This is a genomic window from Micromonospora sp. NPDC048909 (assembly GCF_040649635.1).
In the GTDB taxonomy this organism is placed as follows: Bacteria; Actinomycetota; Actinomycetes; order Mycobacteriales; family Micromonosporaceae; genus Micromonospora.
In genome coordinates this window covers 48,125-69,545 of sequence record NZ_JBEZFU010000012.1, presented here as the reverse complement: position 1 = coordinate 69,545, position 21,421 = coordinate 48,125, and the positions used below count along the sequence as shown (strand labels likewise).

At 70.6% G+C, this 21,421-nt stretch carries 18 protein-coding genes; 5 read left to right on the top strand and 13 right to left on the bottom strand.

Features of this window, described 5'->3' with window-relative positions; all coding sequences use genetic code 11:
* The first annotated feature begins 164 nt into the window (after nt 1-164).
* On the top strand, nt 165-500 hold the full coding sequence (locus AB0C04_RS26690; protein WP_357059511.1) for a helix-turn-helix domain-containing protein: 336 nt from the start codon (nt 165-167) through the stop codon (nt 498-500).
* 34 nt (nt 501-534) lie between these two features.
* On the opposite strand, the gene AB0C04_RS26685 is transcribed toward AB0C04_RS26690, so the two are convergent.
* From AB0C04_RS26685 to AB0C04_RS26670, 4 genes are all read right to left on the bottom strand, one after another.
* Nucleotides 535-1,083 carry a hypothetical protein gene (locus AB0C04_RS26685; RefSeq protein ID WP_357059508.1) on the bottom strand — a complete coding sequence of 183 codons (549 nt, stop codon included), beginning with the start codon at nt 1,081-1,083 and terminating at the stop codon, nt 535-537.
* A 67-nt stretch (nt 1,084-1,150) separates the two neighbouring features.
* Nucleotides 1,151-3,295 (bottom strand): MMPL family transporter, encoded by a 2,145-nt coding sequence (locus tag AB0C04_RS26680; RefSeq protein ID WP_357059506.1) that lies wholly within the window; start codon nt 3,293-3,295, stop codon nt 1,151-1,153.
* Nucleotides 3,296-3,452: 157 nt separating this feature from the next.
* Nucleotides 3,453-4,097 carry a response regulator transcription factor gene (locus tag AB0C04_RS26675; protein WP_357059503.1) on the bottom strand — a complete coding sequence of 215 codons (645 nt, stop codon included), beginning with the start codon at nt 4,095-4,097 and terminating at the stop codon, nt 3,453-3,455.
* Nucleotides 4,049-5,353 (bottom strand): histidine kinase, encoded by a 1,305-nt coding sequence (locus AB0C04_RS26670; RefSeq protein ID WP_357059501.1) that lies wholly within the window; start codon nt 5,351-5,353, stop codon nt 4,049-4,051. Before AB0C04_RS26670 ends, AB0C04_RS26675 begins: the two co-directional genes overlap by 49 nt.
* Before the next feature lie 109 nt (nt 5,354-5,462).
* Here AB0C04_RS26670 and AB0C04_RS26665 point away from each other — a divergent pair, with 109 nt between their 5' ends.
* The 3 genes from AB0C04_RS26665 (at nt 5,463) to AB0C04_RS26655 (ending at nt 9,384) form a co-directional block, all read left to right on the top strand.
* Nucleotides 5,463-7,598 (top strand): MMPL family transporter, encoded by a 2,136-nt coding sequence (locus tag AB0C04_RS26665; protein ID WP_357059498.1) that lies wholly within the window; start codon nt 5,463-5,465, stop codon nt 7,596-7,598.
* Nucleotides 7,599-8,002: 404 nt separating this feature from the next.
* Complete coding sequence (locus AB0C04_RS26660; protein WP_357059495.1) at nt 8,003-8,953, top strand: hypothetical protein; 951 nt, start codon at nt 8,003-8,005, stop codon at nt 8,951-8,953.
* Complete coding sequence (locus tag AB0C04_RS26655) at nt 8,950-9,384, top strand: hypothetical protein (RefSeq protein ID WP_357059493.1); 435 nt, start codon at nt 8,950-8,952, stop codon at nt 9,382-9,384. Before AB0C04_RS26660 ends, AB0C04_RS26655 begins: the two co-directional genes overlap by 4 nt.
* Nucleotides 9,385-9,615: 231 nt before the next feature.
* Here the strand turns inward: AB0C04_RS26655 and AB0C04_RS26650 are convergent, their stop codons facing one another.
* From AB0C04_RS26650 to AB0C04_RS26630, 5 genes are all read right to left on the bottom strand, one after another.
* Nucleotides 9,616-10,656, bottom strand: coding sequence for a serine hydrolase (locus AB0C04_RS26650; RefSeq protein WP_357059490.1), 1,041 nt, complete (start codon nt 10,654-10,656; stop codon nt 9,616-9,618).
* 85 nt (nt 10,657-10,741) lie between these two features.
* Nucleotides 10,742-14,944, bottom strand: a complete 4,203-nt coding sequence (locus AB0C04_RS26645; protein ID WP_357059488.1) for a LamG-like jellyroll fold domain-containing protein — start codon at nt 14,942-14,944, stop codon at nt 10,742-10,744.
* 70 nt (nt 14,945-15,014) lie between these two features.
* Nucleotides 15,015-15,848, bottom strand: coding sequence for a sulfite exporter TauE/SafE family protein (locus tag AB0C04_RS26640; protein WP_357059485.1), 834 nt, complete (start codon nt 15,846-15,848; stop codon nt 15,015-15,017).
* Between the two features lie 3 nt (nt 15,849-15,851).
* On the bottom strand, nt 15,852-16,571 hold the full coding sequence (locus AB0C04_RS26635; RefSeq protein ID WP_357059483.1) for a hypothetical protein: 720 nt from the start codon (nt 16,569-16,571) through the stop codon (nt 15,852-15,854).
* 201 nt (nt 16,572-16,772) lie between these two features.
* The gene (locus AB0C04_RS26630) at nt 16,773-17,153 is read right to left on the bottom strand and encodes a hypothetical protein (RefSeq protein WP_357059481.1); all 381 of its coding nucleotides are present in this window, start codon (nt 17,151-17,153) and stop codon (nt 16,773-16,775) included.
* A 210-nt stretch (nt 17,154-17,363) separates the two neighbouring features.
* Between AB0C04_RS26630 and AB0C04_RS26625 the strand changes: the two genes are divergently transcribed.
* Nucleotides 17,364-18,143: a DivIVA domain-containing protein gene (locus tag AB0C04_RS26625; RefSeq protein WP_357059478.1), complete on the top strand. Its 780-nt coding sequence runs from the start codon at nt 17,364-17,366 to the stop codon at nt 18,141-18,143.
* Nucleotides 18,144-18,206: 63 nt separating this feature from the next.
* On the opposite strand, the gene AB0C04_RS26620 is transcribed toward AB0C04_RS26625, so the two are convergent.
* The 4 genes from AB0C04_RS26620 to AB0C04_RS26605 all read right to left on the bottom strand — a co-directional run bounded on the left by AB0C04_RS26620 (nt 18,207) and on the right by AB0C04_RS26605 (nt 21,344).
* Nucleotides 18,207-19,019: a MerR family transcriptional regulator gene (locus AB0C04_RS26620; RefSeq protein ID WP_357059475.1), complete on the bottom strand. Its 813-nt coding sequence runs from the start codon at nt 19,017-19,019 to the stop codon at nt 18,207-18,209.
* Nucleotides 19,003-19,539 carry a hypothetical protein gene (locus tag AB0C04_RS26615; protein ID WP_357059472.1) on the bottom strand — a complete coding sequence of 179 codons (537 nt, stop codon included), beginning with the start codon at nt 19,537-19,539 and terminating at the stop codon, nt 19,003-19,005. The genes AB0C04_RS26620 and AB0C04_RS26615 overlap by 17 nt, the downstream gene beginning before the upstream one ends.
* Before the next feature lie 106 nt (nt 19,540-19,645).
* Nucleotides 19,646-20,011, bottom strand: a complete 366-nt coding sequence (locus tag AB0C04_RS26610; protein WP_357059469.1) for a YciI family protein — start codon at nt 20,009-20,011, stop codon at nt 19,646-19,648.
* Between the two features lie 76 nt (nt 20,012-20,087).
* Nucleotides 20,088-21,344 carry an RNA polymerase sigma factor gene (locus AB0C04_RS26605; protein ID WP_357059466.1) on the bottom strand — a complete coding sequence of 419 codons (1,257 nt, stop codon included), beginning with the start codon at nt 21,342-21,344 and terminating at the stop codon, nt 20,088-20,090.
* Nucleotides 21,345-21,421 lie beyond the last annotated feature (77 nt).

The window sequence follows — 21,421 nt, the reverse complement described above, 5'->3', positions numbered from 1 at the left end:
TTAGGGTGGGCCCGACGGTAGGGCGGCGCAGCCGGCACGGACCAGAAGGCACTTCGAGGTGCCCATGCCACGGCAGGGACCTGAGCGAGAGTGCGGGCCCGGACGGTACGGCGGCGACGCGGCGACCGGCTATCGACAGCAGCGCCGAACGACCGGGAGATCCGATGGTTCTCGTCATCCCCGATGTACTCGAGGAAAGCTGCTCGACGCGGCAGGCGTTGGAGCGGTTCGCGGCGAAGTGGCGGGTCCTGCTGATCGACGCGCTGCTGGCCGGGCCACAGCGGCACGCGCAGCTGCGCCGCCGCCTGCCGGGGATCAGCCAGAAGGTGCTGACCGAGACGTTGCGCGCAATGGAAGCCGACGGGCTCGTGCGGCGCCAAGTGGTCAAGGCGAGCGCGCCGCAACATGTCGAGTACGAGCTCACGGACCTCGGGCACACGCTGGAGAACCCTCTCACGGCGATATGCGAGTGGGCCGCAACGAGCCATTCATCTCGTTAAACAACCTCGCGGAGCCGGTCAGCGGATTCCGTCGTCAGGGCAAGCGCTCGACGGCCGGCGGCTGAGCCGTCAGCCGGGGTTCCACATCCTCCGGCAACTCAGCGCCGCAGAGCGCACAGATGTAGTCGTCGTCGCGAACGACGTTGCGCTCGCCGCAGGCAAGGCAGCGCCGGAAGACGACCGCCGCGGTGAAGCCTTCCGGCCGGCCGACACCCGCCCGATCGAGGGCGTCCGCCACCGCCGCCCATGAGGCGGGATCGGGACAGTAACCGGTGGACTGGTTGCTCACCTCGGTCACGACCCAGCCGTCCCGCTCGCCGACGAAGGCGATCTCCCCCGCGCCGAGCACCTCCCCACCGCCGGCGCAGGCGACATGTTCGCTGCGTCTCGGCGCGAGCCGCAGCGTGCCGCCAAGGTCGATGACGTAGGTGAACGGCTCGTCACGGTCGCGCGGGTCTGCGGCCGCCAGGTAGGCGTCGAGGTCGACCGATGATCGGATGGGCGCACCCTCGGGGAAGTCGCCGACCGACGCTCGCACGTCCGCCGGGCCGACGTACCGGTATCGACGCCCCGTCGCCACCACGGCACCGAGCGTACGCCCGTGCGGCCGCCGCCGCCGACGACCACGCTGGACCGGCGGCCTCGACCGGCTAACCCGGCTGGTCGGCGGCGCGGGCGTGCCGCCCAATGGTCGGCCGCTCGTCGCCGTGGCCCGGCCACCACGCCTTGTGCCCGATCAGCGCGGTCAGGGCGGGGACGAAGAACATCGACATGACGAACGCCGACAGCACGATGCCGATCGCCACCGCGAAGCCCATCTGCTGCAGGAACGAGATGGGTGCGAGGATCAGCACCGCGAACGTCCCGGCCAGGATCAGCCCTGCTGCCGCGACCGTCGGGCCGGCGTGTTCCACGCCGATGGCGGCAGCCTTACGTGGCTCGTTGCCTTCTCGTGCTTCCTCTCGTAGTCGGGCGATCATCAGGATGTTGTAGTCAGTCCCGATCGCCACCACGAAGAGGTAGAGGATGATCGGCAGCTGGAAGGTGACGCCGGGCTCGCCCTGCAGCCCTTGGAACAGGTAGACCGTGGCGCCCAGCGTGGCGGCGAAGTTGAGCAGCACCGCGATCACGAGGTAGATCGGCGCGACGAGGCTGCGCAGCAGCAGCGCGAGGATGAGCGCGATCAGGCCGGCCGCGACCGGCAGGATGACCGACAGGTCGCGGTTGTTCGCCGAGTTGATGTCCGCGAAGATCGCGGTGGTGCCGCCGACCAGCGCCCGGGTGCCGGGCGGGGCCGCCGCGTGTACGGCACCGCGCAGGTCCTCCCGGACGAGTTTGATCGCCTCGTTGGAGACCGGGTTCTCGTTGAGCAGCAGGTTGACCCGGGCCACACTCGGGTCGGTGCTGCGCTCCGGGGGCTGCGCCTGGCCCACTCCCGGGGCTTTCGCCACGGCCGCCGCGAAGTCGCTGACCTGCTGATCGGTCAGCGGCGATCCGTTACCGGTGGTCAGGTAGACCTCGGTGGGGGCGAGCGCACCGGCGGCGAACCCGCGCTGCAGGTCCTGCGCGGCCTTCGCCGACTCGGTGTCCTGGGGGAAGCCGGCGCTGAAGTCGTAGTCGGCCTTGTAGAACAGCGCGCCCGCGGCGAGCGCGACCAGGAGGACGCCGGAGGCCGCCGCGACGAGGGCCGGCCGGCGCCCGACGGCGGAGCCGAGCCGGTGCGACAGGGTGGCCTTGGGCGTACGCTGCCACGCCTTCGACGGCCAGAAGACGTACCGGCCGAGCAGCGAGACGACCGCAGGGATGAGGGTGAGCGAGGTGACCAGCATGACGGCGACCGCGATGGCGAGCGCCGGGCCGAGCGAGCCGAAGAAGCCCAGGGAGGCGAGGAGCAGCACGAGGAACGCGACGATGACCGCTCCGGCTGCCGACGTGATGACCTCGCCGACCCGCTGGACGGAGACGACCATCGCGGTGCGCTTGTCGTCACCGGCGCGCAGCCGCTCCCGGTAGCGGAAGAGCAGGAACAGGATGTAGTCGGTGCCGATGCCGAACAGCACGATCAGCAGGATCGTCTGCAGGTCCTGGCTGACGCTGAGGTCGAAGGCCTTGCCCGCGGCGGCGACGAGACCCGTCGTGATGCTCAGGACGACGCCGACGACCACCACGGGCAGCAGCGCGGCGATGGGGCTGCGGAAGATGATCAGGATCAGCCCGATGATCAGGATGATCGTCGCGATGCCGACCACGGCGAAGGCGCTGTTGAAGGTGTCCTCGTTGTCGACGAAGCTCGCCACGTCGCCGGCCACGCCCGCGGTCAGCCCACTGTTCGCCAGCTCCGGGCCGATGTCCGCCCGCAGATCGCGTACGGCGTCGAGCAGCGCCGGGTCGTCCGGGGTGGGGGCATCGAGCCCGACGTTGATGATCTGCACCGACTTGTCCGGCGCCACCGCGGGCGGACCGGTCAGATAGCCGGACGTATGCGGGATGTTTTTGGCCTTGAGCGACTGGGCGAGCTGGCCCACCTTCGCCTCGTCCGCCGGTGTGAGCTTCTGCCCGTCGGCGCGCTTGACCACGATGATCGCCGTCGCGGTGGCCTGCTGCGGGAACGCCTTCTGCCCGATCTCGGTGGCCTGCACAGACTCGTACGAGCGGGGCAGGAAGCTTTCCTGATCGGCGGAGGTGATGTCGCTCAGCGACGGTGTGGTGGCGATGATGGCGGCTGCCGCGACCACCCACCCGGCAATCACCCACCAGGCTCGGCGCACAACGAATCTGCCCAGCCGCTCGAACATGGTTTCCCCCGTGTGTTCGGCACCACCGACGTCTGGGGCCTGGAGCGCCCAGGGCACCCGCCCGTCACTCTGCCGGCAGACTTCGCTACTCGTTGTGCAGAGTACCTGCGCCTGGCACTCCTTTTCGGATGCTTGGGCTCCGGGGGTTGCGTGAGTTTTAGCTGTTCAGGTACGCGAGCACCGCCAACACCCGCCGGTTGTCGTCGTCGGACGGCGGCATGCCCAGCTTGCTGAAGATGTTGTTGATGTGCTTGCTGACGGCCTTCTCGGTGACGAACAGCCGCCCCGCGATCGCCGCGTTCGACCGCCCCTCGGCCATCAGCCCCAGCACCTCCCGCTCACGGGCGGTGAGGTCCCGCAGTTGCTGCGTACCCGAGTTGCGGGCCAGCAGCTGCGACACCACCTCCGGGTCCATCACCATGCCGCCATCGGCGACCCGCCGGAGCGCGTCGATGAACTGGCCGACGTTGGACACCCGGTCCTTGAGCAGGTAGCCGACTCCCCCGCTGCGGTCGGCGAGCAGCTCCCGCGCGTACAGCTGCTCGACGTGTTGGGACAGCACGAGGATCGGCAGCCCGGGCATCTCCAGCCGGGCGGCGAGGGCGGCTTGCAGGCCCTCGTCGGTGAAGGTGGGTGGGAGGCGTACGTCGACGACGGCGATGTCGGGGCGGTGGCGGGTGAGCGCCGACAGGACGGACGGCCCGTCGGCGACGGCCTCGACCACCCGGTGCCCGTACGCGTCGAGGATGTGCGTCAGCCCGTCCCGGAGGAGGGCGAGGTCCTCGGCGATGACAACTCGCACGGCAGCTCCATGGTCACGACGGTGGGTCCGCCGGGCGGACTCTGCACGGTCATCGTGCCATCGAAGGCTGCCAGTCGGCGTCGTACGCCCGCCAAGCCGGTCCCCGCGTCCGGTGACGCGCCGCCCCGGCCGTCGTCGCCGACCACCATCGTCAGCACACCGTCGTGGTGGGAGAGCTGGATCCAGGAGCGTGCCGCGCCGCTATGTTTGGCGATGTTGGTCAGCGCCTCGGCCACCGCGAAGTAGGCCGCGGATTCGACCGCCGCGGGTGGGCTGGCGGGCAGCCGCACGTCGACGTCCACGGGCAGCGGGGCGGTCAGGGCGAGGGCTTCCACCGCCCCGGGAAGGCCGCGTTCGGCGAGCACCGGCGGGTAGATGCCGCGCACGAGGTTGCGCAGGTCGGCGAGGGCGTGGCCGCTGGTCTCCTGCGCCTCGCTGAGCAGTCGCGCCGCCCGTGCCGGGTCGTCGGCCATGAGCTTCTCGGCCAGGCCGATGCTCATCGACAGCGCGACCAGCCGGGCCTGCGCCCCGTCGTGCAGGTCGCGTTCGATCCGCCGCAGCTCGGCGGCCTGCGTGTCGACGGTGTCGGCTCGGGTGGCGGCGAGGTGGCGGACCCGCAGGGCCAGTTCCTGTGCCCGGGTGGGGGCGAGGAAGAAGCCGGCGAAGCGGAAGTGCAGCCACACCAGCCACGGTGCGACGGCCAGCCCGCCGGCGAGGAGCAGCCAGCCCTGCGGCGCGGCCAGCCACGCCTTGGCGAAGTTGTCCATCGGCCAGAACACGCCGTAGCCGTACCAGCCGATGGTCAGGTAGAGCACCAGCGGCACGAACAGGACGCCCTCCAGCCCGTAGGCGGGCAGCACGAACGCGAGCAGGCAGACGCCGCCGGTGATGGTGCCGGGGATCAGCCAGGCGAAGTCCCGCCAGGTCGCCGGGTCCGAGACCACCCACCGGAACCGCTGCCAGGTGCCGAGCCGTGCGCCGGCGGGCACCGGCGGGTACGGCGAGGCGATCGGCACGCCGGCCCAGCGGCTCAGCCGCCGTTGCGCCGTCAGCGACAGCCGTACGAGCACGGTCACCGCCGGGAAGAGCGCGAACCCGATGCCGAGCGCGGGGATGAGCGCGAGGGAGACCACCGACAGCGCGAACAGCGCCACGTTGGTGCTCAAGCTCAGCAGGGCCACGGCCAGGCCCTGCACGGCGGCGAGCGCGCCGGGCCGGATCTGCTGCCAGACGGTCGAACGTACGGTGGTGTCCACGGCGTCATTCTCCGCCCTGGACGCGACGGAAATCGGTGGTGCTACCACCACCTGCCTTCGGGACCTGCCACCCCTGCCTTCGGGCCGCGCCGGCCGAAGGATCGATGGCATGACCAGGCAAAAGGAAACCGCGCGGCACCGACTGGCGGGGCTGCCGTCCGGCCGCCGCAGCAAGTACATGATGCTCGTCTTCTGGCTCGTCCTCATCGCCGCGGCCGGGCCGCTGGCGATCAAGCTGACCGAGGTGCAGGACAACGACACCCTCGGCGCGCTGCCGGCCAGCGCCGAGGCCAGCCGGGCGGTCCAGCGGGCGGAGGAGGCGTTCCCGGACTCGCAGGAGCCACTCGCTGTCGCCGTCTACGTCCGCGACGGTGGGCTGACCGACGCCGACCGCGCCAGAGTGGACGGCGACCGCGCGGCATTCACCGTGTACGCCGCCGGCGGTCAGGTGTCCCCGCCGGTGCCCAGCGACGACGGGCAGGCGCTGCTGCTCTCCTTTCCAGTCGCCGGGGACGCCGACCAGCGCGCCGACGCCGTGGCGGCCATCAAGGAGCGCCTGACGGCTGACGTGCCGGACGGTCTGCGGACCGCGCTCACCGGTCCGGCCGGCGGGGAGGACGACGTCTTCGACGCGTTCGCCGGCATGGACACCGCGCTGCTGCTGGCGACGGCGGCGACCGTCGCGTTGCTGCTGCTCATCACCTACCGCAGTCCGGTGCTGTGGTTGATCCCGCTGATCACGGTGGCGCTGGCCAACCAGCTCGCCAGCGCGGTGGTGTACCTGCTGGCCCGGTACGCCGACCTGGCCGTGGACTTTCAGAGCCAGAGCATCCTGACCGTACTGGTCTTCGGCGTCGGCGTGGACTATGCCCTGCTGCTCATCGCCCGCTACCGGGAGGAACTGCGCCGGCACGCCGACCGGCACACGGCGATGGCCGTCGCGCTGCGCCGGTCGATCGGCGCGATCGCGGCCTCGGCGGCGACCGTCGCGCTCGGTCTGCTGTGCCTGCTCGCCGCGCAGTTGCCGTCCACCCGAGGGCTCGGGCCGGTCGGTGCGGTCGGAATCGTCGCGGCGCTGCTGGCCATGACCACGCTGCTGCCGGCCGTACTGGTCATCTTCGGGCGGTGGCTGTTCTGGCCGTTCGTACCCCGGTACTCGCCCGACGCGGTCGGGCTCGACGTGGCGGCCGAGCACGGGCTGTGGCGCCGCATCGCCGGGTTCGTGGGTCGGCGGCCCCGCGCGATCTGGCTGGGTACGGCGGCGGTGCTGGTCGCGCTGAGCTTCGGCATGGTCAACCTCAGCATCGGCATGCCGCACGACGAGTCGTTCACCAAGGAGGTCGGCTCGGTCACCGGCCAGCGGATGATCGAGGCGCACTACCCCCGGGGGTCGGTTGCGCCCGCCGAGATCGTGGCCGCCGCCGGCCCGGCCGAGCAGGTCGTGGCCGCCGCCCGTACCGTGCCGGGGGTTGCCGAGGTGGGCGAGCTGGAACGCTCACCGGACGGCCAGTGGGTACGCATCGCGGCGGTGCTGGCCGACACGCCGGACAGCGACGCGGCGCTGGACACGGTCGAGCGGCTCCGTGCGGCGGTGCACGCCGTGCCGGGCGCGCAGGCGCTGGTCGGCGGCGACACCGCGTACCTGATCGACGAGGAGCGGACGGTCGACCGGGACAACCGGGTGGTGGTGCCGCTGGTGCTGGCGGTCGTCCTCGTCATCCTGGTGCTGCTGCTGTGGGCGCTGGTCGCGCCGCTGCTGTTGCTGGCCAGCGTGGTCCTGTCCTACGCCGCCGCGCTGGGCGCGGCCGGGCTGATCCTCGACGCGATGGGCTACCCGAACCTGTTCGTCGGGATTCCGCTGCAGACGTTCCTGTTCCTCGTCGCCCTCGGCGTGGACTACACCATCTTCCTCAGCACCCGGGCCCGGGAGGAGGCGGCGCAGCTCGGGCACCGCAACGGCGTGCTGCACGCGCTGACCGTCACCGGCGGGGTGATCACCAGCGCGGGGGTGGTGCTGGCCGCCACATTCGGCGCGCTGAGCGTGCTGCCGCTGGTGCCGTCCGTGCAGACAGCCGTGATCATCGGCGTCGGGGTGCTGCTCGACACGTTCCTCGTCCGCACCCTGCTCGTCCCGGCGCTGGCGCTGCACCTCGGCCGGCGCACCTGGTGGCCGAGCGCGCTGGCCCGGACATCACTGCGGCCGGTCGCGGCCCCGCCGGTCGAGCGGACGTCGGCGGCGCCGTAGGAACCCGAGGCGCGACGATCACGGGCACCGGCCGTGCCACAGCGGTACGGCCGGTGCCCGGGGTCGCCCGATCTGGGCCGTCGAAGGAACACCCAGGTGCCTCCTGCAACACCGACCGTGCATGCAGTGCATGTATCGACAGTCCCCACAACCAACCGCAGCCGTTGGTGCGCCCTACCCGGCTCCCCCGGCGGGGGTCGGGTGCGTGGGCCGCCAGGCCGAGACCGAAGAACCCGGGACGTCGCCCGAACGAAGGGACGCAGCGAGCCGAACAGCAGCCCAACCAAACCTGATCGGCGGCACGCGCGCCCCGCCCTTCGATGGGAACATCAGGTACCTGTTGTTCGACGCGACGACGCCTGCGTGCTGGTCGCGACGGTCACGGCACGCCGATCGGAGGCATCTTGGTCGCACCACTTGTCATCCCGCTGGCCGCCCTGATTGCCGCCGGGGTCGGCGCAGCCGGCAAGGGCGTCACCGATCTGGTCCAGGCGAACAAGACGGCGAAGGCGGCGCAGCGCGACCATGAGCTGGCAGTCAGCGCTGTTGAGGTCTGCCAGGGCCGTACGCACGAGTTTGCGGAGGCCTACGGCAAGGATCAACTTCGCGCACAAGCCGAGACGATCGGCCGATTCGCCGCATGGCTTGAGAAGAACGAGCACCTTGTTGAGCGGCTCGACCGCAAGGTCGTTGCGGGTGTCGAAGTTGCGGTGCCCTCATTGCCGGAGTTGAAGTTCGACGTCGAACAGGCGCGGACGGGGCTGACCGGCGGGTTCGGAGCTCTGGGTGCGGCGGCCAGCGCACAGGGCGCCGCCCTGTGGGGTGTGTCTGCTTTCGCGTCGGCGAGCACGGGCAGTGCCATCAGTGGCCTCAGCGGTGCGGCTGCCACGAATGCGACCCTCGCGTGGCTTGGGGGCGGATCGCTTGCGGCGGGCGGCGGCGGCATGGCTGCGGGTGCGATCGTTCTGAACTTGATCATGATCGCTCCCGCAGCGTTCATCACGGGTATCACTGTCGGCATCCTCGGTGCCAAGCAGAAGACCAAGGCGCGGGAGTACGCGGCAAAGGTCGCGGTGTCCATTGAGAACATGGAGACGGCGAAAGCACTGTTGAAGAGCGTCGACGCGCGTATCAGTGAACTGCAGGAAGTTCTCTCCGGGTTGGTCGTCCGGGCGGAGCACGCGGTCGCCGAGCTTCAGGTCCTCGACTTCGATCCTGACGTTCACGGCGCGAACTTCCTTCGGGCGCTGCAACTCGTGACCGCGATCGGTGAGGTGATCGAGACACCCGTTCTCGATCCTGACACCGGTCAACTCACCGAAGTGTCGATCAAGATCGTGGAGAAGTATTCATGAGCAAGGTCCCGAATATCACGTCTCTGGGCAAGCCGGCTTCTGTCGTTGGCAGAGCGGCGCAGGCTGTTGACCTGGGCCAGGTGCTCTCCCAGATGGTCGGTACCGCAGACCAGTGGGTGAAGGTCATCCAGGAGGAGTCGACGCGGCGCGAAGAGATCCGTGCTTGGGAGGCAACCGAGCGGGAACGGATCGTCGCGCAGCGCGACGTACTGCTCCGCGGGCTGGAGTTGACCCACGACGAGCGCCGTGAGAACTTCCAGCACCTGTTCGACAACCTTGACGTCGCGATGCGCAAGGACGATGCCACGACGGCAGCAAGCTTGCTCGACTCGATCACGGAGCTCGCCAAGTCGAGCCCCTTCAAGGACCTCGGGAACGTCGAATTCGTCGTCCACGAGCTCAAGCAGCCTGATCGCACCTGGAAGATGTAGTCAGCCTGCCGGTTGCCGCTGATCTCCGACGGCGGCGGGTTCGGGATCAGGGCCACCCGTCCTGCAGGTATGTGCCTCTTAATCCGCTGGTCCGGGGCGCTGCAAGCGCTGCCGCATCAGAGCACAGTGTGCACCAGTCGGCAGGGATGGTTTCGTGCCACTGTCGTCGCTCCACCACATAATCCGCCGGCCCGGTTGCTTCGGGCGCAGGTGGCGCGTTGCAGCCAATAGCTACGGCGTCCGCAGGCCGCCTACGGCAAGGGTCGCGGCGTGCTCGACGATGTTGATGCCGCTGCTCTCGCCCGTGTTCCCGCTCGTGAGCACGGCGACCAGCCAGTCGTGGCCGGGCTCCACGATCCGGCCGATGCTGTTGGTGACCCACAGCCCGTCGTCGCGGGAATCGCCCATCCAACCGTTCTTCACGTACACGCCGGTGGCCTGCGCCGACGCCCCGGCCGGCACACCCCAGTCCTGATCGTCCTGGACCTGGCTCATCAGGTTCAGCACGTAGCCACGACTGGTGGCGTTGAGCGGGCCGCTGGCGCTGGTCAGCGACTGCAGGAGGCGAATCTGGTCGTTCGCGGTGGTGGTCGTGGTACCCCAGGAGCCGCCGTCGGCAGGGATGGTCTCGGTCAACCCGAGCGTGCGGTTGGCGGCGGCCAGCCCGGAGGCGCCGCCGATCTCCTTCCAGAGACTTGTCGCCGCGTTGTTGTCACTCTTGGTGATCATGTCGAATGCGAGGTTTCGTTCCTTCGCGGTGAGACCCTGCGCCGTCTGCCGATCGAGCAGCAGGGCGGCGAGGATGTCCACCTTGACGATGCTGGCCGTGTGGAACCCGGCGTCCGCGTTCACCGACAGCTGCGCGCCGGTCGTGAGGTCCAGCACGGCGACCGCGCTCCGGTCGCCCTGACCCTTGAGGTAGGCCTGGACCGAGGCGGCGACCGCGGCGCTTGCGTCGCCCGGATCGACTTCCCTGGGCCGCGGGCCGGCCGGCGGTGTCGGATCCGCCGGCGCCGGATCGGACGGTGCGGCCGTCAGCGACGGCTCGCTCGGTGCGGCGGTTGTGGTGTTGGAGTGGCCGGCGCGGACACCCACCAACACGAAGAGGGCGCAGCAGAGGGCGACGGCCAGCGCCACCGCGAGGTAGCGGGCAACCCTCCGGCCACGCGGCGCGACGTCGTCCATGTGGGCAAATATCCAGGTCACCCTCGTAGCAGCCTGGACGCCAGCTGTGAACATCCTGGGTGTGAGGGCTGTCACCCCGTCCGCCACCGGATCCAGGCAACCCGAGCGGGCCAGGGCGAGAAGCGGGGCCGGTCCGATCGGACCGGCCCCGCTCACGTGGCGAACCTCTTGATCAGCGGCGCTCGACCACCTTCAGGGTGAAGTCGTCGTACGACGGCGCGTACTTCTGGTCACCGCCGTAGACCACCCGGACCTTGTGGGTGCCGGGCCGGGGCAGCCGGTCGACCTCGCAGGTGGCGACGCCCTTCTTCAGCTTGGCCTCGCACAGCACGTCCTCACCGATGAGGAACTGCACGGGGCCCGTCGCCGAGCTGGGCTTGACCGTGGCGGTGAGCTTCAGGGTCTTGCGCCAGGTCGCCGTCACGTCGTCGGCGCGGACCGACGTCGGGATGCGTACCTCGACCGGGGTCTTCGTCACGGTGACCACGCGGCTGGCGACCGCCTGGTTGCCGTTGGTGTCGGAGACCAGGTAGGTGAGCGCGTAGCTGGCCGGGGTGTTGGTGTCGACGGTGCCGACCACCTGGATCCGGTCGGTGACGTTGCCGTTGGTGTTGTCCACCGCGGTGACCCCGGCGAGCGGGTCGAAGGGCTCGCCCTGCTTGACCGTGGTCGAGACCGGGACGGTCAGCACCGGCGGGGTGACGTCCGTGCCGGCCGCGGTGGCGATGAAGACGCCGCCGAACTGGTCGGCCGAGCCGACCTGCTCACCGTCGCCGGTGCTGCTGGTGCTGGTCCAGGCGTAGAGCTCGCCCTCGGTCAGGCCCTTCCACTCGACGCTGGCCGGCCAGCCCGACTTCGCGGTGGCCGCGCCGATCACGGTGTCGGTGGGGGTGACGACGACCAGGCTGTCCGTGCCGAAGCTGGTGGTCCGGCTGGACAGGTCGATCGGCAGCACCATGTTGTCCTCGGCGCCGTTGTAACGCTTGCGATCGTCGTACTCGGTGGCTCCGAAATTGTTCAGCATCGGCGAGTAGGTGTCGATGCTCATCTCGGACCGGTCGACGTCGATCTGCAGCAGCCGCAGGAAGCTGGCGCCGAACTGGAGCAGGTCGTCCTTCTTGTGGTCGACGGTGCCGTCGCCGTTGAGGTCGAGGTTGCCTGCGGCGTCGACCTTCTCCGGCCACAGCTCGCCCGCGGTCATCTTGTAGAACTGGTAGTCGGCGAGCAGCTCGACCACGTCGTGCGCCACCGTCACGCCGACCCCGGTCTTGAGGTTGGTGCCGACGCCGTGCTCGTGGCCGGCGAGGACCAGGAACACGTTCGGGTTGGACTGGACGATGCTCGAGAAGGCCCGGGAGCCGTCGGTGGAGAAGTTGGCGCCGCGGCCGTCCGGCGTCGTGGACGGGGCGAGGTAGGCGTGGGTCAGCAGGATGCCGTTGCGGTCGTGGTAGCGCTGGAACACCGAGCTGGCCCAGTCGGCCTCGGCCTGCGTGACGCCGTAGGACAGGCCCACCGCCACGAAGTCCAGCCCGCCAGCGGAGAAGAGGACGTAGTTGTTCTGGTTGTCCTTACCCCGGGTGACCGTGTTGCCCGCCGCGTCGGTGGTCTCGTCCCAAGCGTGGTAGGACGCCTTGGACACGGCCGGCCACTTCTGTGAGCCGTCGTAGTACCGGTCCGGCCCGTAGTACTGGTTGAAGCGCGACGTCGGGCCGGTCTCGTTGCCGCCCTGGTTGTCGTGGTTGCCCGCGACGACCTGGTTGACCAGGCCGGCGTCGTCCAGCGTCCGCTGCGCTTCCGAGGTGAACTGGAACTCGCGGGTTACCTGCTCGTCCAGGCCCGGGTAGAGCAGGTTGCCGTTCGAGTCCTTGGCGAGCGGGTTGGAGTGGTCGTTCTCGATGACGTCACCGGTGTGCGCGGTGTAGGCGATCTTCTTGCCGCCGGCGTTCTGGGCCAGCCACTGCGTGGTGTCCTGGTAGGACTTCTGCCAGAGCGCCCGCTCCTCCATCGTCATCTTGTCGGTCGGCTCGTCGACGCCGTCGAAGTCGTCGTACGTGCCGCCGGCCGCGCCCTCGGCGAGGTACTGGGTGTCGGTGAAGTGGGCGAGCGAGAAGTCGTACTTCGACGGGTCGTCGAAGTGGTCCCGGTTGGCCGGGTCGTTGGCGGACCCGTCGCGCGGCGCGAGGTCGTCGGCGAACGGGTCCTCGCCGACCACAAGGACGTGGACGGTGCCGTTGTCGACCAGCTCGGGCCGGACGGCGGCCTTCAGCGTGGTGTCGCCTTCGGCCTGGCCGCGGGCGGTGGCGAGTTCGGTCCACGCCCCGGTGGTGGTGTTCCAGGCGTGCAGGGAGACCGCCCGCTCGGGGTCGACCACGCCGTTCCACAGGATCTGGCGACGCTCGGCCGACGCCGGCACCTGGACGTCGAACCGCTGGAACGGGATGTTGCCCGTGGACGGGCTGTTCACCAGGTTGCCGTCGGGGCGCGGGCTCGCGCCGATCTGGCCGCCCTCGGTGTACGAGAAGTCCAGCGTGGACGGCATCACCGGTACGACGCCCTGGAAGCCGCCCGTCGGCACGCTCGGGGTGGCCTGCTTGAACGTGGTGGTCACCTCGCCGCCGTCGGGGTTGTGGGCGATCGCCGAGAGGGTGACCCGGCCCTTGCCCTGGCCGACGTCGGTGCCGCCGCCGGTCGGGATGGCGTCGGAGGTGAAGGTGACCGTCTTGCCGACGGCCTTGCCGAACACGTCGGTCGCGGAGATCGCCAGGGTGTGGGTGCCGGACTTCAGGCCGGCGCCGATCTCCTGGCCGACCTGCACGGGCTGCCCGTCGAGCAGGTAGCGCCAGCCGGTGGCGTTGCCCTGGTTGGCGACGCTCACCTGAAGCTCGGTCGGGCGGCTGAGGTGGGCGCCCTCGGCCGGTACGGTCGCGGTGACCGCGACGCCCGCGTCCCGGACGTCGCCGAGCGCGGAGACGTTGAGGGCCTGCACCTCGTCCAGGGTGAGCACCCGGGAGAAGATGCGGGCGTTGCGCACCGTGGCCGGTGCCCAGAACTGGTTGACCGCGTCGGCGCCCACGTAGAAGGAGTTGCGGGCGGCGCCACCCGGCAAGCCCAGCGGGGCGGGCGCGGCGACCGAGGCGGCCAGGATGCCGTCGACGTACAGGCGGGCGGTGGCGCCGTCCCACGTGCCGACGGCGTGGTACCAGCGGCCGGAGGAGATCGGGACCTGGGCGTTGCGGTAGGCGCCGTTGGCGTACACGGCGAAGGTCAGCTTGTCGCCGTAGACGACGATCGAGTAGCCGCCGGTCTCCTTCTCCGAGCAGACCGAGTGCTCGCCGGAGTTGGGCAGGGTGCCGTTGTCCTTGAAGGTGCACTCGATCGAGACCTGGTTGCGGATCTTCGCCCACTGCGTGTCGCCCATCGCGTAGGCGTACGCGTCGTTGGCGCCGTCGAAGGACGCGACCGGCACCTTCACTGCGGCGTCCTGGCCGATCACCGGCTCGCCGACGGTGGTGACGGCGAGGTTCTGCGCGTCGTCCTTCGGGGTGCTGTCGTCGAAGTCCACGTCGAGGACGTCGGCGACCGGCACCGGCGGCTTGAGACCGTACGCCGACGCCAGCTCGGCCGCCTGGGCCGCGTCCAGCGGCCGGCTCCAGACCTTGCTGCCGGCGAAGGAGGCCGGCGGGGCGACCTGCCCGATGCCGGTGGGAGCCGCGTCGGCGCCGATCACGAACCGGCGGGCGGTCGCGGCCGGCAGCGTGAGGGCGCCGGTGGCCGCGGAGGAGCCGGCCAGCTGCCCGTTGAGGTAGAGGCGCAGCGCCTGGCCGTCCCAGACGGAGACGGCGTGGTACCAGCGGTTGCCGGTGATCGGGGTCAGCACGGACTTGTAGCCGCCGCCGATGTGCGCCATCGTGCCGAGGTTGCCGGCGTTGACGTAGACCGAGAAGCCGCCGCCCTCCTTGTCGGAGCAGAGGTCCTTCTCGCCGCTCACCGGCATGGTGGTGTCGACGCGGAAGACGCACTCGATGGCGAAGCCGGCGGAGAAGCGGCTCCACTGGTCGGCGAAGTCGAAGGAGACCGCGTCGTCGACGCCGTCCACCTTGAGGATGTCGTGACCGATCGCCTGCTCGGTGGCGTAGCCGGGGGTGCCCCAGGTGGTGGCGGCGAGGCCCTGGGCCCGGTCGGTGGCGGTGCCGCCGGTGAAGGCGACGTCGAGCACGTCCGCGGCCGGAACAGCCACGGCCACCGGGTTGACGCTGCCCAGGGTCGGCGCGTCCTGGGCGGGCAACAGCAGCGCGCCGCCGGCCACCACGAGCCCGAGGGTGGTCGCGCCGAGGCGGCGCCACCCTCGGGCGATCGGATGGAGTCGTGTCCTCACGACATCTCCTTCTGGTTGGGGGTTCTTCTGGTGTGGGGGTGGTCGGTGGTCGGGAATCCGCGACAGCCGGTCAGGTCCCGGGCAGGCCGGCGACGGCGGCGGCGGAGATGCCGACGCCGATGAGGGTGATTCCGCAGGCGGCGAGCACGGGGGCCACCCGCGCGGCCAGCCGTACGAGGGCGCGGGACGAGGCGGCGCGGGCCACGAGGGAGCGGCCGGTGAGAGCCAGCAGTCCGACGGTGAAGAGCACGGCGGCGAGCCCGAGGCCGAAACAGACCACGAGAAGCAGGGCGAACCCGGCCCGGCCGGCGAAGATGCCGGTCACCAGCACGAGGAACGCCGCCGGGGACGGCGTCAGACCGCCGGACACCCCCAGCAGGAGCAGACCCGGCCGGGAGGTGTGGCTGTGGTCGTGGGTGTGACCGTGGTCGTGGCTGTGGCCATGGTCGTGCGGGTGGTCATGGCCGTGCCGACGTAGGTGGCGTCGCAGCAGCCAGAGCCCGACGGCGACGACGGTCAGGCCGGCCACCAGTTGCAGTCCGGTGGTCAGTCGTTCGAGGCTGACCAGGTCGGAGAGGGAGAAGAAGGTCCAGGCCACCGCGATGACCAGCACCGAGACGGTGTGCATCGCGGCCACCGAGAATCCCAGCCAGGCGGCGTCGCGGACCCGGCCGCGGGAGCCGATCAGGTACGCCGCCGCGAGGCTCTTGCCGTGCCCGGGCGCGAGCCCGTGCGCGGCCCCGGCCAGGAAGGCGATCAACAGCGCCACCGGTACGAAGCCCGGCGACTGCACGATCTCGATCAGCTGATCCCCGATCCTGGCGGCTCCGAAGAGATCGCCGTTGAGCAGGCGGGCGACGGGGTCGCCGACGAGCGCGGTGCCGAGGCTGACGGTGGCGTCCACGGTTCAGGCCGCTCGTCGGCGTCGGCGGTAGAAGAAGATCCCGGCCGCGGCGGCGGCCAGCATGACGCCCCCGATGACCAGGAGTTGCCGGGCGCTGCGGTCCGACGACGCTGCGGCGACGGTCCGGGTCGACGCGGCACGGGAACCGGGGTCCGGGCCGGCGGTGATGCTCCAGTCGGCCGACTCGTGTTTGGCGTCGTACACCGCCTTCTGCCCGTCGGGGCCTCTGGCGAGCGTCCGGTAGGCCTCGTGCAGGTCGGTGAGCATCCGGGACGTCACGGTCACTGTGCTCACCGGCCCGGGGCAGGTGAACAGCACCTCGGCGCCATCGGCCGCCAGATCGTCGGCGACGCTGACCGCGCCCGCGCAGGACCGCCCGTCCTGGGTGGCGGTGATCCGCTCGGTCAGGTACCGGGCGAACTCGGGGGCCTTGGCCATCGCCTCGGCGTCGGAGTCCTCGTAGGCGACCGCGCCGTCCAGCATCACCCGGTCCTTCGGGAGCACGCCGAGGTCGATGCCGAGCAGGGTGAGGTCATCGGTTCCGCCGACCAGCCAGCGGACCCGTACACCGTGATCGCCCTGGCCCGCGACCTCGATCTGCTGTGGAGCGCCGAAGGGATGTGCCGAGGCCGGATCCGGCACCAGCACCCCGATCAGCGCCAGCGCGAGCACGCCCCAGGAGCAACGCCGGGCACGGCGCAGGGCACGGCGTGGGGAGGACACGGTGGACTCGCATTTCGCTCGGGGACCAGGCGGATCCCTGTGATCGTTTCGGCCCCAGGTGACCAGCGAGGTCACGGAAACTGAGCGAACGTTGACGCAGAGATTGCCGGACCTCGAAGACTGGGGTGCGCGGTGAGTCCGGAAACGAGGGTGCGGACCGTCGCGTCCGCACCCTCATCACCCGTGTCCGTTGAGGAGCCGCTATGCCGTCGCGCAGATGGCGTACGCGGTGTTCGACCAGTTGCCGGCGAACGCGTCCTCCTCGTACGCGCCGGCGGTGGCGGAGCTGGGCGCGATGGCCGGGCCGCCGTTGGGGCGGAAGTCGTCCACGACCGCCTCACCGGTGACGCCGTTCAGCTCGTACCCGGCACCGGTGAGCACCTTCCCGACGGGGCAGGTCGCGGTGACGCTGCGGAAGTCGGTGGAGCTGCTGACGCTGGTCGCGGCGACCCGGACCAGGCCAGGGACCGCGGCCGACGCCGGGGCGGCGGGGGCGACCACCACCGCGCCGGTGACGGCGAGGCCGACCATCAGGCTGAGCGTGCGGGGACCGAACCGGCGGGAGGCGTTTCGAGCGGACATGTGGACTCTCCTGTCTGCCACGCCGAGGCCTGGTCGGGTGACCGGCGCAGCGCTTCGTCGTTGGCGCGCTCACGCTAGGTAGTCAGGCGATCAGGCATTATCTCCAAGCCGACTACGTCAGGTAATCGACTGACGTCGTCGGAGTCAGCGGATCTTTGCGTTGCCGTGCCATGCTCTGCGCGGCGGTCCCCAGCAGATTGAGGTGTGGGCGTGGAGCTTCGAAAGAGTCGGCGCCTGCTGGTGCTCGGCCTCGTGTTCCTGGCGTTCGGTGCGTCCGTGCTGCTCTGCGGCGCGACCGGCGATTCGTCCCCCTCCGTCGGGGCGTGGATCCTCGGCGGTCTCACGCTGGTGATGGGTGGCGCGTTCGTCGTCAGCGAGCTCAAGCCGTTCCGCTTCCACATCGGAGCCGAGGGGCTGACGCTGCGGACGGCCGGGCTCAACCGGTTGGTGCCCTGGGCCGAGATCGACGGGATCATCCTCGATCAGCCGGTGCCGACGGTGGGCGGCAGCAGGTCGAAGTCCCCAACCCTGCTGCTGGTGCCGGGCGACGGGTCGGCGATCGGTCGTCCCCTCGACGGTCAGAGCGCGGTCGACGGCCGGGCCGGCCTGGTCCTGCTCGACCTCGACGACGTACGGCACAAGACGGACGAGGTGGCCGCGGCCCTTGCCCGCTTCGCCGGAGATCGCTTCACCGATGCCCGGCAGCTGCGCCGGCAGCGGTTCGACGCGCCGGACTTCGCCGTGGGGCTACGGGGATATGACCCGGGCCCGGTGGATGCCCTGATCCGGCGCGGCCAGGACGCGCTGATGTCGGAGAGCGTGATTCAGCGCTATCAGGTCACGTCGGAGTTCGAGCGGGCGCGCTCCGGGCTGGTCATCGCGATGCGCGGATATGACGTCCGGCAGGTCGACGCGTTCCTGGACGAACTGTCGGCCGCGCTGGCCCGTTGGGGTGACGAGGGCGCGGAGCCTGAGCAGGCACGGTCCTAGCTGTATCCGGTCATGAGGTTGCTCGCAGTCGGCTGACGGGCCGCCGGCCTCAGCCGTCCCGCGCTACTGCCAGGTGGCGGTGTCGGGGTCGATGTGGTGGGCGCGCGCGCTGGCGTCGATGCTTTGCCGGAACCAGGTGGCAAGGCCGGCGCGGATGCCGTCGTAGTGGGCGGCGAATGCCGGATCGGCCTCGAACCTGCGGCCGAGACAGACCTGCATCTGCCTGGTGAGGGGAAAGTAGGAGGTGAACACCTCACGGTGCCGCTCGACGAGTTGATTCGCCTCTGGGCTGCCCGGGGTGACACCGGCGTCCATCGCGTCGCCGAGGGCACGGTCGAGGTCAGCGACGGTGTCGGCGACGGCCTGCCATTCCTCCGGGCTGCGCGAGGCTGAGCGTTCGGCGTACTGCTGCCACTGCGTCGTGTCTCCGTAGCGCCGACGGGCTTGGGCGGGCCAGTCCGGGTTCCACTGGGGGCCGAAGATCGCGGCCTGCTGTTCGACGGTGAGCAGCAGGCCGCGCTCGTGGGCGGCGATCATCCGATCCAGGCCGACGCTGAGCTGCTGGAGGCGCTCGATCCGCTGGGCAACCTGGGTGCGCTGGGCGCGCAATGCGCCGGGCACGTCTGCCGTCGAGCCGTCCAAGATTGCCCGGATCCTGTCCAGGCCGAGGCCGATCTCCCGGTAGATGACGATGCGGTGCAGCCGTTCCAGATCGCCGGCGGTGTAGAGCCTGTATCCGCCGGTCGTGCGCAGTGACGGTCGCGCCAGACCGATGTCGTCCCAGTGGTGCAGCGCGCGGACGGTCACGCCCAGACGCGTCGAGACCTGACCGACGGTCAGACCGTCGGCGTCAGTGGCATCAGGCATGCGCCTCATTGTCGCCGCGACCGACGCCCGGTGGGGTGATCCCGACGGCTGCAAGGTTCCGCGCCTCCTGACTGGCCGGATCAAAGGGCTTCGCCGCGGTGAAAATGATCCGCGCGTTCTCAGGGGTGATCACCTCCACATCGCGGGTGTTCCACGGAGTGTCCCGTGGGCCGTCGACCGAGTTCGGGTTCAACGCCCGGCAGGCCTCGACCAGGGAGTCGATCTGGCCGAGCACGCACGAGAAACTGACGCTCATCGCCGGTGCCTGCGCCGGCACGCTCGCCGCCGAGACGAGGAGCACGTCCTGGAACGCCCACCGGCGCAGGTGCACAAGCGTGCCGGGGATGCTGAACAGCTCGAAGAACCCGAGCCCACGAATCCAGAAGTCCGCCGAGGCCGCCAGGTCGCTCGTGGGAATCGTCGGGAACGCGGGCATTCCATAGATGCCGCGGAACGGCTCCGGCGCGACCGCATCCGGGCCGGGAGCGGGCACGGGACTCATCTCGAAAGCGTCGTAGTAGTCGCTCATGAACCCCACCCTCCGGCCTGACGCCGCGTGAGGGTCAAGTCGGTACAGCCGGCCGGGGCCGCACGCGGGGCCGGCCGGCGCGGCCGGCTCCCCGTCGTAGGTCAGCTCAGGCCGGGCCCTCGTTGACCCGGCGGACGTCGATCTCGACGTCGATGCCGTCGGCGATGAAGAGGTCGGCGAACCGCTTGCCCCACTCCACCGCCTCGTCCTTCGACCGCACCTCCATCAGCGCGAACCCGGCGATGAGCTCCTTGGTCTCGGTGAACGGGCCGTCGATGATGGTGGTCTTGCCCTTCTCGGCGGTGATCCGGGCCGACTCCTTGCTGCTCTTCTCCAGCCCCTCACCCGAGAGCAGCACACCGGCCTGGATCGCCTCCCCCATGAAGGCGCCCAGCCGCTCCAGGAACTGCGGGCTGGGGTCGAAGGCGCCGGGCTGGTTCTCGTCGAGCTTGTGCATGAGCATGTAGCGCATCTCAGGGTTCCTTCCAGGAAGTTTGCTGTCTCTCACTGACGCGTCGGGCGGGTCGGCCGGGATCCGACATCCGCTCTCAAGATTTTTTCTGGCCGCAGTCGGCGGCCCGGTCGAGCAGCAGCGCCCGCACCCGCGCGTTGTCGACGAGCGACGCCGCGCGCTCGAACTCCTGCCGGGCCTCGTCGTGCCGGCCGAGCTTGGCGAGCAGGTCGCCGAGCACGCTGGGCAGCAGGTGATACTGCGCGAGCGCCGGCTCGTCGGCCAGCGCCCGGGCCGCCGCCAGACCGGCGGCGGGGCCTTCGGCCTGGGCGATCGCGACGGCCCGGTTCAGTTCCACGACGGGCGAGGGTACGAGCCGGGCCAGCTCCGCGTAGAGCGCGGCGATCCGCGCCCAGTCGGTCTCCTCGGGGGTACGCGCCCGCGCGTGGCACGCGGCGATCTCGGCCTGGACGGCGTACGGGCCGGGATGGTCGGTGCGGGCCCGGTCGAGCGCGGCGAGCCCGCGGCGGATGAGCAACTGGTCCCAGCGGCGGCGGTCCTGGTCATTGAGCAGGATGGGCTCGCCGTCGGGGGCGGTGCGGGCGTGGGTGCGGGAGGCCTGGATCTCCAGCAGCGCGGCCAGGCCGTGCACCTCGGGCTCGCCGGGCATCAGCGCCTGCAACTGCCGGGCCAGGCGCAGCGCCTCCTGGCACAGAGCGGGGCGCATCAGGTCGTCGCCGGCGGTGGCCGCGTACCCCTCGTTGAAGATCAGGTAGACGACCTCCAGCACCGAGTCGAGGCGGTCGGCGCGGTCGGCGGGCCCGGGGACCTCGAAGGGCACCCGGGCGGCGGCGAGGGTCTGTTTGGCGCGGGTGATCCGCTGGCCGACGGTGGGTTCGGTGGTGAGGAAGGCGCGGGCGATCTCGCCGGTGCTGAGGCCGCCGACCAGCCGCAGGGTGAGCGCGGCCCGCGCGATCGGGGAGAGCACCGGGTGGCAGGCGACGAAGATCAGCCGAAGCAGGTCGTCCTCGATGCGGTCCTCGAGTGCGGCGTCGAAGTCGGGGGTCACCTGCTCGTCGAGGTCGCGGCCGAGCTCGGCGAGCGTACGCTCGCGGGTCTGCCGGCGGCGCAGCACGTCGATGGCCCGCCGCTTGCCCACGGTCGTCAGCCAGGCGCCGGGGTTGGCCGGTACGCCGTCGCGCGGCCACTGTTCAAGAGCGGCGACCAGCGCGTCCTGGGCCAACTCCTCGGCCTGGCCGACGTCGCGCACGATCCCGGCAATGCCGGCGACGACGCGCCCGGCCTCCATCCGCCACACCGTCTCGACGGTGCGCCGTACCTCTGACTCCCCCACCGGCACATGACAGCATCCCCGGTCCGGCGTTCGCCACCGCCCCCGGTGAATTCGCAGTTCAGAGGTGGCACAGCCCG

Excerpts from the sequence above, each read along its gene's own strand:
- AB0C04_RS26680 (WP_357059506.1), bottom strand. The coding sequence starts at position 3,295 with ATGTTCGAGCGGCTGGGCAGATTCGTTGTGCGCCGAGCCTGGTGGGTG.
- AB0C04_RS26610 (WP_357059469.1), bottom strand. The coding sequence starts at position 20,011 with ATGCGCTACATGCTCATGCACAAGCTCGACGAGAACCAGCCCGGCGCC.
- AB0C04_RS26690 (WP_357059511.1), top strand. The coding sequence starts at position 165 with ATGGTTCTCGTCATCCCCGATGTACTCGAGGAAAGCTGCTCGACGCGG.
- AB0C04_RS26665 (WP_357059498.1), top strand. The coding sequence starts at position 5,463 with ATGACCAGGCAAAAGGAAACCGCGCGGCACCGACTGGCGGGGCTGCCG.
- AB0C04_RS26620 (WP_357059475.1), bottom strand. The coding sequence starts at position 19,019 with ATGAGGCGCATGCCTGATGCCACTGACGCCGACGGTCTGACCGTCGGT.
- AB0C04_RS26630 (WP_357059481.1), bottom strand. The coding sequence starts at position 17,153 with ATGTCCGCTCGAAACGCCTCCCGCCGGTTCGGTCCCCGCACGCTCAGC.
- AB0C04_RS26655 (WP_357059493.1), top strand. The coding sequence starts at position 8,950 with ATGAGCAAGGTCCCGAATATCACGTCTCTGGGCAAGCCGGCTTCTGTC.
- AB0C04_RS26615 (WP_357059472.1), bottom strand. The coding sequence starts at position 19,539 with ATGAGCGACTACTACGACGCTTTCGAGATGAGTCCCGTGCCCGCTCCC.